General features: G+C 32.6%; 13 protein-coding genes. 6 read left to right on the top strand and 7 right to left on the bottom strand.

Annotated features, from left to right (window positions below):
- Positions 1 to 52 precede the first annotated feature (52 nt).
- The 5 genes from ABI549_RS00825 to ABI549_RS00805 all read left to right on the top strand — a co-directional run bounded on the left by ABI549_RS00825 (position 53) and on the right by ABI549_RS00805 (position 4,892).
- Complete coding sequence (locus ABI549_RS00825; RefSeq protein ID WP_348074546.1) at positions 53 to 925, top strand: helix-turn-helix transcriptional regulator; 873 nt, start codon at positions 53 to 55, stop codon at positions 923 to 925.
- An 89-nt stretch (positions 926 to 1,014) separates the two neighbouring features.
- Positions 1,015 to 2,031, top strand: coding sequence for a ferrochelatase (hemH, locus tag ABI549_RS00820; RefSeq protein WP_348074545.1), 1,017 nt, complete (start codon positions 1,015 to 1,017; stop codon positions 2,029 to 2,031).
- A gap of 56 nt (positions 2,032 to 2,087) precedes the next feature.
- Positions 2,088 to 2,630, top strand: coding sequence for a CopD family protein (locus ABI549_RS00815; protein WP_348074544.1), 543 nt, complete (start codon positions 2,088 to 2,090; stop codon positions 2,628 to 2,630).
- A complete protein-coding gene (locus tag ABI549_RS00810) occupies positions 2,631 to 4,106 on the top strand; it encodes an ATP-binding protein (protein ID WP_348074543.1) in 1,476 nt (491 codons plus the stop codon).
- A gap of 3 nt (positions 4,107 to 4,109) precedes the next feature.
- The gene (locus ABI549_RS00805) at positions 4,110 to 4,892 is read left to right on the top strand and encodes an enoyl-CoA hydratase-related protein (protein WP_348074542.1); all 783 of its coding nucleotides are present in this window, start codon (positions 4,110 to 4,112) and stop codon (positions 4,890 to 4,892) included.
- An 8-nt stretch (positions 4,893 to 4,900) separates the two neighbouring features.
- On the opposite strand, the gene ABI549_RS00800 is transcribed toward ABI549_RS00805, so the two are convergent.
- The 7 genes from ABI549_RS00800 to metG all read right to left on the bottom strand — a co-directional run bounded on the left by ABI549_RS00800 (position 4,901) and on the right by metG (position 11,786).
- Positions 4,901 to 5,554, bottom strand: coding sequence for an HD domain-containing protein (locus ABI549_RS00800; RefSeq protein WP_348074541.1), 654 nt, complete (start codon positions 5,552 to 5,554; stop codon positions 4,901 to 4,903).
- 200 nt (positions 5,555 to 5,754) lie between these two features.
- A complete protein-coding gene (locus tag ABI549_RS00795) occupies positions 5,755 to 6,735 on the bottom strand; it encodes an acyl-ACP desaturase (RefSeq protein WP_348074540.1) in 981 nt (326 codons plus the stop codon).
- Positions 6,736 to 6,791: 56 nt separating this feature from the next.
- Entirely contained in the window at positions 6,792 to 7,526 is a 735-nt protein-coding gene (locus ABI549_RS00790) for a lysophospholipid acyltransferase family protein (RefSeq protein ID WP_348074539.1), read from the bottom strand.
- Between the two features lie 82 nt (positions 7,527 to 7,608).
- Positions 7,609 to 8,019 (bottom strand): BrxA/BrxB family bacilliredoxin, encoded by a 411-nt coding sequence (locus ABI549_RS00785; protein ID WP_348074538.1) that lies wholly within the window; start codon positions 8,017 to 8,019, stop codon positions 7,609 to 7,611.
- A gap of 97 nt (positions 8,020 to 8,116) precedes the next feature.
- A complete protein-coding gene (locus tag ABI549_RS00780) occupies positions 8,117 to 8,740 on the bottom strand; it encodes a chloramphenicol acetyltransferase (RefSeq protein ID WP_348074537.1) in 624 nt (207 codons plus the stop codon).
- A 10-nt stretch (positions 8,741 to 8,750) separates the two neighbouring features.
- Positions 8,751 to 9,440, bottom strand: a complete 690-nt coding sequence (locus ABI549_RS00775) for an HAD family hydrolase (protein ID WP_348074536.1) — start codon at positions 9,438 to 9,440, stop codon at positions 8,751 to 8,753.
- A 285-nt stretch (positions 9,441 to 9,725) separates the two neighbouring features.
- Positions 9,726 to 11,786, bottom strand: coding sequence for a methionine--tRNA ligase (gene metG / locus ABI549_RS00770; RefSeq protein ID WP_348074535.1), 2,061 nt, complete (start codon positions 11,784 to 11,786; stop codon positions 9,726 to 9,728).
- Between the two features lie 215 nt (positions 11,787 to 12,001).
- Here metG and ABI549_RS00765 point away from each other — a divergent pair, with 215 nt between their 5' ends.
- A complete protein-coding gene (locus tag ABI549_RS00765; protein WP_348074534.1) occupies positions 12,002 to 12,958 on the top strand; it encodes an LD-carboxypeptidase in 957 nt (318 codons plus the stop codon).
- The last annotated feature ends 17 nt before the right edge of the window (positions 12,959 to 12,975 follow it).

Raw genomic sequence — 12,975 nt, 5'->3', positions numbered from 1 at the left:
TTCTAAATAAATAAAATAAAATTTCATTAATGATTAATAAAAAAACATCGCTATGAGTTCACCTGAAGAAATAAAGATTGATGATGATTTTATTTTAATTCGTTTTCAGAATGATACTGATGAGATGATTTCTTTTGAACGTCAGGTAAATAATGGATTAATACAATTTCACTTCGGGTTGAAAGGCAATGCGAAATTTATTTTTAATCAAGGAAATTATACTTTGGATTTGAAAGAAGAAAAGTCATTGTTGTTTTATAATCCGCAAAAAGAATTGCCGTTACATCTAGAAATTGAACCTAAATCATGGTTGATTTCTATACTGGTTTCTATCAAAAAATTTCACGGTTTGTTTTCTGCCGATACAGAACATATTCCTTTTTTGAGCGATGAGAATAGAGATAAAAAATATTATGGCGAAGAAAACATTTCTCCATCGATGGCAATTGTTTTGAATCAGATGTTTCATTATAATTTAAATCCATCAATAAAAAATCTTTATTATAAAGGAAAAGGCTACGAATTGTTGAGTTTATTTTTTAATCGTTCCGAAGATCCAAATGCAGAGCAATGCCCGTTTTTGATTGATGAAGAAAATGTTTTAAAAATTAAAAAAGCCAAAGAAATTATTATTGCCAATATGGCCGAACCACCAGGATTACAAGAATTAGCTGATGAAATTGGATTGAATTTAAAGAAACTAAAAATGGGTTTCAAACAAATATATGGTGATACCGTTTATGGCTTTTTGTTTGATTATAAAATGGAGCAAGCCAGAAAATTACTAGATTCTGGTTCGTATAATGTAAATGAAGTTGGTTTAAAAATAGGATATAGCACTGGAAGTCACTTTATTGCAGCTTTTAAAAAGAAATTTGCTACAACACCTAAAAAATATTTGATGTCAATAAACCCAAACAAATAAATTATTTATGTGAAACAACCAATAAATAATTGTTAATCATAAAATAAAAAAGTTAGAATTATTACTTTTATAAAAAATAAAACACCACGATGAAAGGAGTATTACTTGTAAATCTAGGATCACCAGAAAGTCCAACACCAAAAGATGTAAAACCGTATTTAGACGAATTCTTAATGGATAAATACGTTATAGACGTTCCTTTTTTATTACGCGCTTTGTTAGTTCGTGGGATAATATTACAAACAAGACCAAAAAAATCAGCAGCAGCTTATGCTAAGATTTGGTGGAAAGAAGGTTCTCCTTTGGTTGTGATTTCTCAACGCATGCAGAAGAAAGTTCAAGCAAAAATGGACATCCCTGTAGCTTTAGCTATGAGATACGGATCTATGTCTATTTTGAAAGGGTTGCAAGAGTTACATGACAAAGGCGTAAATGACGTGATGCTTTTTCCTTTATATCCGCAGCACGCCATGGCATCTACAACTACCATTTTAGTGCTTGCAGAAGAGCTTCGTAAGAAACATTTTCCTGAAATGAAATTCACGATTGTTCCTGCATTTTACAACAAACCTGATTATATAAAGGCTTTAGCTAATTCGATAAAAAAACATTTAGATACTTTTGATTATGATCATTTGTTGTTTTCATATCACGGAATTCCGAAACGTCATATTCGCAAAACAGACATAACTAAATCACATTGTACTATTGATGGATCTTGTTGCAACACGCCATCGCCAGCACATGAGTTTTGTTACCGTCATCAATGTTATGAGACTACAAAACAAGTGGTCAAATTGTTAGGAATTCCTGAAGGAAAATACAGTCAAACATTTCAATCACGTTTGGCAGGAGACAAATGGCTAACACCTTATACAGATGTTGAAATAAACAAAATGCCCGAAAAAGGAATTAAGAAATTAGCCGTAGTTACTCCAGCTTTCGTATCCGATTGTTTAGAAACATTAGAAGAAATTGCTATGGAAGCCAACCATCAGTTTATAGAACATGGAGGTTCAGAATTTATGGCAATTCCTTGTATGAATGATGATGATGAATGGTGCGATGTTGTGGCGAATTGGATTGAGGAGTTTAAAAAAGTTTAAATTTGTTTGGTTTCAAGTTAATATCGTAACTTAAACCTTAAACTTAAAAAAAATAAATGGAATACTACAACTACATAAAATCACTTCACTTAATTTTTGTAATCACCTGGTTTGCAGGATTATTTTATATTGTTAGATTGTTTGTTTATCAAATTGAAGCCAACGAAAAACCTTCGCCAGAAAGAGAAATTTTGCTTGAGCAATACAAAATAATGACCTACAGATTGTGGTTTATTATTACTTGGCCTAGTGCCATTTTAGCCATATTTTTTGCTGTTTGGTTATTATTTTTGATGCCAGTTTGGTTGCAAATGCCTTGGATGCATGTGAAACTTGGATTTGTTTTTCTTTTGTTTTTATATCATTTAAAATGTCATCAAATTTATAAGCAATTGCAAAAAGACGAATTCAAATATTCTTCAAACTTTATGCGTTTGTGGAACGAAGGCGCAACATTAATACTATTTGCTGTTGTTTTTTTAGTAATTTTAAAAAATGCTTTCAACTGGATTTATGGTGTAATTGGAATCTTTTTATTTTCAATAATAATAATGTTAGGATTTAAGTTTTACAAACGAATAAGAGAAAAAAATCAATAAATGAATTCCATTTTTAAAGTTAAAAGTTGGTCATTACGTGTAAGAATCTTTTTATCAATGATTCTTATTACTATAATATCTTCTATTTTAATTGCTGGAGTTTCATTAATTCATTTTCAATACGAAAGCAAAGAATACAACCAAGAATTACTTATAAATAAAGAAAATCAGATAAAACAACACATTCAGTATGTGTTGGCAATTACGCCACATCCTTTAACAACATTTAATATTCCATCAATATTTAAAGAGAAAATCTTCGAAATTTCAGACATTCATAATATAGAAATAGATATGTATGATCTAAATGGAAGGTTGCTTATTACTTCGAATGCTCCAATAATTAAAGGTCAGATTTCGCCAAATATTTCCAGTTCTATTATAGAGAAAGTCAAACAATCTAAAAACAATAGATATATAAATACTGCTGAACATAAGGATAATAATTTCCAGTTTTCTTACAGCTATCTGATGGATTTTGTCGAAAAAAACCCAATTGGAATTATTCGATTGCCTTATAAAGAAGACAATTCATTTTATCAAAAACAAGTGGAAGAATTCCTGAAAATTTTCGGTTTTGTATATCTTGGGATGTTTATTATATCTATTTGGATCGCTTTATATTTATCTCGATATATTACAAAGTCATTAGAAACTATTTCTAATAGATTGACTAAAACCAGTCTAACCGAAAAAAACAAAAAAATCGAACTCATTAGTAACAGTTACGAAATAGATAAATTGGTTAGATCATACAATAATATGATTGATGAATTAGAGGAAAGTGCCAACAAACTAGCACAAAGTGAGCGTGAAGGTGCTTGGCGTGAAATGGCAAAACAAGTAGCCCACGAGATTAAAAACCCGCTAACTCCTATGCGACTAACTGTGCAGAGTTATCAACGAAAATTTGATCCCGCTGATGCAAATGCTACTCAAAAACTGAATGATTATTCTAAAACATTAATTCAACAAATAGATACGATGAGTGCTGTGGCTTCAGCCTTTTCTAACTTTGCATCGATGCCAGCACAACAAAACGAAACTATAAATATTGTTGATGTAGTTAAATTATCATTAGATATTTTTAATGAAGATTTTATCGAATTTCAGTCAAGTTCAGATGAAATTATTACTAAAATAGACAGAACACAACTCATACGAATTATCACTAATTTAGTTAAAAACGCTTCACAAGCCATTCCGGAAGAGCAAGAAAATAAGAAAATTTTAGTTTCTGTAAATAAAGAAGCCGAAAATGCTGTAATTACTGTAAAAGATAATGGAAAAGGAATCTCAATTGAAGATTTTGATAGAATTTTCGAACCAAAATTTACCACAAAATCTAGTGGAATGGGATTGGGTTTAGGAATTATAAAAAACATTATCGAAAATTATAACGGAACGATTACTTTTACTTCTAAAATAAATAAAGGAACAACATTTATAGTTTCATTACCCATAACAAATCAATAAATCATGGCATTAGAAAACATTATTATCGAACACGAAAAAGGAATTGCAACCATTTTCGTAAACCGACCAGAAAAACTAAATGCGCTAAATAAAGCTACGATTCAGGAACTACATGAAACCTTGCAATTAGCAGATAAAAACCCAGAAATTAAAGTCCTAATTATTACTGGAAGTGGCGAAAAAGCATTTGTGGCTGGTGCCGATATTGCAGAATTTGCTCATTTCTCAGATAAAGAAGGGGCAATGTTAGCCGCAAAAGGACAAGAAATCTTATTCAATTTTATCGAGAACATGAAAACTCCAGTTATTGCAGCCATTAATGGTTTTGCATTGGGCGGCGGACTAGAATTGGCTATGGCTTGTCATTTTCGTATTGCATCAGACAATGCAAAAATGGGATTACCAGAAACTTCGTTAGGTGTAATTCCTGGCTACGGAGGAACACAACGTTTGCCACAACTGGTTGGTAAAGGACGCGCTATGGAAATGATTATGACCGCAGGAATGATTGATGCTCCAACTGCAAAAGCATATGGATTAGTAAATCATGTTGTCCCACAAGCAGATTTGTTTGCTACCTATAATCAGTTAGCTGATAAAATTATGAGAAACTCTCCAGCAGCTATTTCTAAAGCAATTGAAGCTATAAATGCCAATTATAAAGACGGAACCAATGGTTTTGATGTAGAAATTAAAGCTTTCGGAGAATGTTTTGCTACCGATGATTTTAAAGAAGGAACTACTGCATTTTTAGAAAAAAGAAGGGCAGTATTTACGGGAAAATAAGCTAAAACTTATCGTTCCCCATTCCATTCCAAATGAAATTGCTCAAGAAAAGTTTCCATATAAAGGTGACGCTCTTGGGCAATTTTTTTACCAGTTTCCGTATTCATTTTATCTTTTAACAAAAGTAATTTTTCGTAAAAATGATTTAATGTTGGCGAATCAGAATTTTTGTATTCTTCTTTACTCATCGAAAGATTTGGAAGAATTTCAGGATTATATAACTGACGATTTTTGAAACCTCCATAATTGAAAGTCCTTGCGATTCCTATAGCGCCAATGGCATCTAATCTGTCGGCATCTTGAACAATTTCTAATTCTTTTGATGTAACTTTCTTATCAAAATTTCCACCTTTGAAAGAAATATTTTCGATAATATGAATGACAGCTAGAATTATTTCTTCCGAAACACCTTCGGATTCTAGGAATTCTCTGGCTATTTTGGGACCAACAGTTTCGTCTCCATTATGAAATTTACTATCAGCAATGTCATGTAATAATGCGCCGAGTTTTACAACAATTTCATCACATTTCTCTTCTTTAGCAATTAGAATTGAATTTTTATAAACTCGCTCTATATGAAACCAATCGTGACCGCCTTCGGCATTTTCTAGTTTTTTTTTTACGAACTGAATGGTTTTATTTATTAATTCCGGATTGTTCATTTTTGTAATAAATAATTAAAATAAATTGTTGTCTATTAAAAAATCAAGATATTATTTTGTTGATCTCTGTGCTTTATTATTAAAAAAAATGTTGAATTTTAAAGTTGCAATACTTCAAAATTCAACATTCGTTAATCGTTATTAAACATTTAAAAAATTCTCAACTTCCAATTTTGAATAACGAATTTTGAAATTATAAACTAAGCTGGTTGCACCCATTTAAAAACTTGAGATTCAGCAGGGATAATTAATCTTTCAGAAATTCTTGCCATTCTTGCAGGCAATTTCATCAAATAATCACGTGCTTTTTCGGCTTCGTCAGTAAGACCCGAAAGTTTTTCGATTTCCCATTTTTCGATTAGTTTTTGCATAATATCTACATAATCCGAAGCAGTGTAAACTCCTATTCGTTGTGCAGAATCAGAAAAATTTAAAAACGCTGAACTTATTTTCTCTCCAGATTCACGAAGAAATTGGGCTGGCATCACAATTTTTTGTTTCATCATATAATTAAAAGCCAAAAGCATTTCGCTTGGGTCTACTTTAAAAATTTGATTTACAAATTCTGAATATGCATGATGATGGCGCATTTCGTCACCAGCAATCATTTTGCATATTTTAGATAACTTATTGTCGCCATATTGCTTTGCAATTTGCGAAACTCTATTGTGAGAAACATAAGTTGCTAATTCCTGAAAACTCGTGTAAACAAAGTTTTTGTAAGGATCACGACCTGTTCCAATATCAAAACCATCAGCAATAAGATGTTGTGTGGTAATTTCTATTTCGCGCATGTTTACACGACCAGATAAATATAAGTATTTGTTTAGCAAATCTCCATGGCGATTTTCTTCGCCAGTCCATTGTCTGACCCATTTAGACCAACCGTTTTGCTCTACTTGCCCTACACCATCTACGTCCATAAGCCATGATTCGTAGGTAGGCAAAGCTTCCTCTGTAATGGTATCACCTACAAGAGTTACCCAAAAATCATAAGGTAAATCTTTTGCGATTTCTCGTAATTCTTTTACTTCTTCAAAGAAATTTTCATCTTCAGAATTGGGTAAAAAATCGGTTGGTTGCCATATTTTTTCTATTGGAATTAAATATTGGTCAACAAAACCGTCAATTTTGTTTTCTAGAAATTGCATTACTTCTAGACGGATGTTTTTTATAGACATTATTAATTTTGATTTCAGACTTTTGATTTCAGATTTCTCCCAAACCATTAATCTAGTTATATTTTTATTGATTGAATTACAGCATTTTCTGTTTTCTGAATGATTTCTTCAAAAGGAAAATCTTTCACAGGAATTGCTTCATGGATTATAAATTGTAATTTATTTCCTAATCCCATTGGAAAACTTCCAAATTTAACCATTTTCCAAGAATTATTTATAGTTATTGGGACAATATAAGCAGATGGAGCATATTTACACAACATTTTGAGTCCGCTTTCTGAAAATTTCTTAGGTTCTCCTGTTTTGCTTCTCGTTCCTTCTGGGAAAATTACTGCCGATCGTTTATTTTTTTCGATATATTTTGACAATTTACCAATAGTAGAAATCGCTTGTTTAGGGTCTTTTCTGTCTATAAGTACCGAGCCGCCATGTCGCAAATTGAAAGAAACGCTCGGAATGCCTTTTCCTAACTCTTTTTTACTCACAAATTTTGTATGAAAACGACGCAGAAACCAAATTATAGCAATAATATCGTACATACTCTGATGGTTGGCGACAAATATAATAGGGACATTTTTAGGAATCGAGTCTTTGTTATCGAACTGATAGGTTGTTCCTATAAGATTGGTGCATTTTATCAAACAAAAGTTCAAATAATCGACACTTTTTTTATGTGCTTGATAGCCAAAAACAGTCAAACAAATCCATTGTATGGGATGAAAAATAAGCAAACAGCTTATAAAAAAAAGATAATATATAACCGATATGGGATAAGATATAAATTTTTCCATCTTATTAGAAATTTTTGCCAAAGATACTTTTTTAAATAAAAAAAACCACGCCGAAACGTGGTTTAGCTTTTCCGTAATTTAATTAACAAAACTCTGCGTAAGCGTCTTTTAAGTTTTCGGCAATTAATTCTGCTGGACGACCTTCAATATGATGACGCTCTAACATGTGAACCAATTCTCCGTCTTTAAACAACGCCATACAAGGTGATGATGGAGGGAAAGGGAACATATGTTTGCGAGCTGCATCTACCGCCTCTTTATCTACACCTGCAAAAACAGTAACTAACTGATTCGGTTTTTTTGCTCCGTCTAAACTCATTTTTGCTCCTGGACGCGCATTTCTTGCCGCACAACCACAAACTGAATTTACAACCACGAGTGTAGTTCCTTCTTTTGCTAAAGCGTTCTCTACTGCTTCAGCACTATATAAATCTTGAAAACCTGCTTCTGATAATTCAGCACGCATTGGGTTTACCATTTCTTCTGGATACATAATTTTTGTATTAAAAAAGTTATTGAGTTGCAAAGTTACAAAGATTGCAAGGAAGTAATAGAGAAGTTAATAGTTTTTTAACTATCGACTAAAGAATTTAGGCATTCATAAGTTCTTGAAACAAATTCACAAATTGTCCAACATGATAACCATCCATTAATCCGTGGTGAACATGAACCGACATAGACATGGTTTTTTTGTCATTTTCAGTCATTATTTTTCCAAAAGAAACTTTCGGGCAACTATCCGGAAAAGTGAAGCTTCTGGCATGAGAAAACGAAGTAAAATTAAGCCATGGTAATGCTGAAAAATGTATTAAATTTTCTTGAAATTCTCGAGTAAAAAGCCCTGTTGTATTTTGTATTCTAGCGATTTCTTTTTTAGTGATTTCCGCAAAATCGTCTATATTATTCGAATATTCTATTAACGAAAAACCAAAAGTTTTGTCTTCGCGCAAGATGGTTGCAGAAGCATCGACAGCATTGAAAATATAAATTTCATCTTCAATTATTCGGTAGCGAAAATTCTCGATAGCATTTACAGCGACTAATGTTTTGTGCAAGTAATAAGTAAAAAACGAAATGTTTAACTCTTTTGCTTTATCGTAAGCATTCGTACAATCGATAGTGGTTGTGATGCCAAAAAAAGGTTCCTCCATTTGTTTAAAAAACAAGAAGTGTTCCTTTCGGTTCCAAGTATCAAGGTTTAGTTTTTGTTTCATTTTTTGAAAATTACTTCAATAAAATAGGCAAGACATCAGTGATTTTTTCTAATGTTCTAAAGTTTGGATGTTCGACTTTGTGGCTAATTTTTTCGTGTTCCCAAGTGGTGTGAAAAGGAATATGAACTGCATAACCGCCAATTCCCAAAACTGGTAAAACATCACTTTTTAAAGAATTTCCTATCATAAAAAACTCATCAGCATTAATTTCTAAACGCGTTAATAATTTCTCATAATTGATTTCTTGCTTGTCGGCCATCACTTCGATGTGATGAAAATAATGTCCTAAACCAGAACGATGTAATTTGCTTTGTTGGTCTTTTAAATCGCCTTTTGTAGCCACAATAAGTTTGTATTTTCCGCTTAAAGCTTCTAACGTTTCTTCAACTCCATCAAGTAACTCGATTGGTTTTTTCAATAATTCTTTGCCGTATTCGATTATTTTTTCAATAATTTCTATCGAAATGGTATTGTTAGAAATTTTCATCGCTGCTTCAATCATCGACAAAATATAGCCTTTTATTCCGTAACCATACAAATCTAAATTCTCGATTTCTACTTTAAACAATTCTTGCGATAATCCTTGATGTGACAAATAATCTTCCATCAAAGCACAAAATTTATGTTCCGTTTCCTGAAAATACGGTTCATTGACGAATAATGTGTCGTCGGCATCGAAAGCGATTATTTTTAGATTCATGGTTTATTTTTTTGGAACAATCGTACCAATTTATATATTAAAACTATTAATATTATTGAAGATATAAAAGCACAAAACTCAAAATAATTAATTAAAGTTGTTAAACGCGAAGCATTGTCTATCAAGTTTATACAAAAATCGCTTGAAACATTTTTTGCAGTAATGGCTTTAAACTCAACTTGATCCTTATATAAGGAAGAAATATTATAAACTTCTAATAATGAAAACAATAGAACTATAAAAACAAAAACAATACTTAGAAAGTTTTTAATCATTTTTCTTATTTTAACTTATTCCCTCTCCGTTTCCAACTCCGGCAACATCTGGATTTACAAATGCTAATTTCCCATCAGGTAAATTGGTCATCAAAATCATCCCTTGACTTTCTACACCACGCAAAGCTCTTGGCGCCAAATTTACTAAAACACTTACTTGTTTTCCTATAATTTCTTCTGGCGAAAAACTTTCGGCAATCCCTGAAACAATCGTACGAACATCAATTCCTGTATCTATTTTTAGCACTAATAATTTGTTTGCTTTTGGCATTTTTTCGGCCTCGATAATGGTTCCTACACGCAAATCCATTTTAGCAAAATCATCGTATTGGATTAATTCTTTTTGAGGTTCTGCTTTTTTGTTTTCGGTACTATTAGCCGTTTTCGTAGCTTCCAATTTGTCTATTTGTTTTTGAATTTGTTCATCTTCTATTTGTGCAAACAATATTTCTCCTTCGCCAATTTTGTGTCCTGCAAGAATCAAATCAGAATTTGTTGTTACATCATTCCAATTTAATTTAGCGTCAATTTTTAGCATTTTATTTAATTTTTCGGCAGTAAACGGTAAGAAAGGTTCACACAAAACACGCAGCGCCGTAGCAATTTGCAAAGCCACATACATTTGAGTTTTTACACGTTCTGGATCCGTTTTTACCATTTTCCAAGGTTCTTCGTCGGCTAAATATTTGTTTCCTAAACGAGCTACATTCATTAACTCACCCAAAGCTTCACGGAAACGATATCTTTCTATCGAACTAGAAATCACCGCTGGATAGGCTTTTAATTCTGTTAACGTTGCTTCATCTACTTCCGAAAATTCTTTAGGCGTTGGTACAACTCCTTCGTAATATTTATTGGTTAAAACCACCACTCGGTTGATAAAATTTCCAAAAATAGCCGCCAATTCATTATTGTTTCTCGCCTGAAAATCTTTCCAAGTAAAATCATTGTCTTTACTTTCGGGCGCATTGGCGGTAAGCGCATATCGCAAAACATCTTGCTGGTTCGGGAAATCTTCTAAATATTCGTGCAACCAAACTGCCCAATTTTTTGAAGTAGATAATTTATTTCCTTCTAGATTCAAGAATTCATTAGCAGGAACATTGTCTGGCAAAATATAACTTCCTTCCGCTTTTAGCATCGCAGGAAAAATAATACAGTGAAAAACAATATTGTCTTTTCCTATAAAATGTACCAACTTCGTATCTTCATTTTTCCAATATGGTTCCCAATCTTTCCCTTCTCTAGCCGCCCATTCTTTAGTGGCAGAAATATAACCAATAGGCGCATCGAACCAAACATATAATTTTTTCCCTTCGGCACCAACCACAGGAACATCTATTCCCCAATCTAAATCACGAGTCACAGCACGAGGCTCTAAACCACCATCAATCCAAGATTTTACTTGACCGTAAACATTGGGTTTCCAATCATTTTTATGTCCTACAAGAATCCATTCTGTTAAGAAATCGGAATAACGATCTAGTGGTAAAAACCAGTGTTTTGTCGATTTCATAATCGGTGTTTCGCCTGTAATTGTCGATTTTGGATTTATTAAATCGGTAGCATTTAAGGTAGAACCACATTTTTCGCATTGGTCACCATAAGCTTCTTCGTTACCACATTTTGGACAAGTTCCTATCACAAAACGATCGGCAAGAAACTGATCGGCTTTTGCGTCATACAATTGCTCAGTTACTTCTTCGATAAAATCACCTTTGTCATACAATTTCTTAAAAAATTCTGAAGCCGTATCATGGTGTATTTTAGCCGAAGTTCTCGAATAATTATCGAATGAAATTCCGAAATCGATAAACGATTTTCTGATAATTCCATCATATTTGTCTATTACTTCTTGTGGCGTGATACCTTCTTTTTTCGCTTTCATCGAAATGGCAACACCGTGTTCGTCGCTACCGCACATAAACGCCACGTCTTTTCCTTGCAATCTCAAATAGCGTGAATAAATATCGGAAGGAACATAAACACCCGCCAAATGCCCAATGTGAATAGGTCCGTTTGTATATGGCAAAGCTGCCGTAATCGTATATCTTTTAGGATTCTGAATCATTGTAAATAAAATTTGATGCAAAAATAAGCAATAGAATTATTATTTGAAGCTATTCCCGCTATCCGTTTCAATCTTTTTTTCGGCGAAAAGCCTCAAAAAAGGATTTTCACTGCTATCAGGGCTAAAAAATCGATATAAATCAGTAATATCCATATGATCTGCGTGCCAATAAAAAATAACTTTTATACATTTGTCATTAGAGCATTCAAAATAAAATGAAAAAAATAGTTACCATACTTTTACTTTTTACCCTTTCAATCCTTCATTCTCAAACTAAAATGATTACACCACCGTATCTAAAAAAAGGCGATACGATTGCCATTGTAGCAACCGCACGTAAAAATATAGACGATAATTTAAAATTCGCCACCGATTTACTTACCAGTTGGGGACTAAACGTAAAGATTGGAAGTACCATAGGACTCGATTTAGATCAATTAGCAGGAACTGATGCTCAACGCGCAGCAGATTTTCAAAATCAAATGGACAATCAAAATATCAAAGCCATTTGGTGTGTTCGTGGTGGTTACGGAACCGTGCGAATGATAGATTTGTTAGATTTTACAAAGTTTAAGCAAAACCCAAAATGGATTATTGGTTTTAGCGATGTAACGGTTTTGCACAATCATCTCAATACAATGGGTTTCAAATCTATTCATGGGATAATGCCAGTAAGCTCAAAAGCGACTGAAGAAGCTAAAGAATCCTTACGAAAAGCCTTATTTGGAGAAAAATTAGGCTACGAAATAGACCATCATTATATGAACAAATTAGGAAAAGCATCGGGCGAATTAGTGGGTGGAAACTTGTCTATTTTGTATAGTTTATTAGGTTCTAAATCGGCCATAAACTGTGATGATAAAATTCTTTTTATGGAAGATTTAGACGAATATTTGTATCATATTGACCGAATGATGATAAATTTGCAAAGGAATGGTTGCTTAGAAAGCATCAAAGGAATTATTGTTGGTGCCATGACAAAAATGAAAGACAATGATATTCCTTGGGGAAAAGATGCGCTACAAATTATTGAAGATGTAACTAAAAAATACAATATTCCTATTATTTATAATTTTCCGGCAGGACATATTCAGGACAATCGCGCACTAATTATGGGCAATAAAGTGTCTATTGATGTGAATAATGAATGTAGTAAAGTCTTTTTTGAATAAATTAAGCTAAAGTTATC

The organism is Flavobacterium sp., from assembly GCF_039932285.1.
Classification (GTDB): Bacteria; Bacteroidota; Bacteroidia; order Flavobacteriales; family Flavobacteriaceae; genus Flavobacterium.
This window is presented reverse-complemented; position numbering and strand designations above follow the sequence as displayed.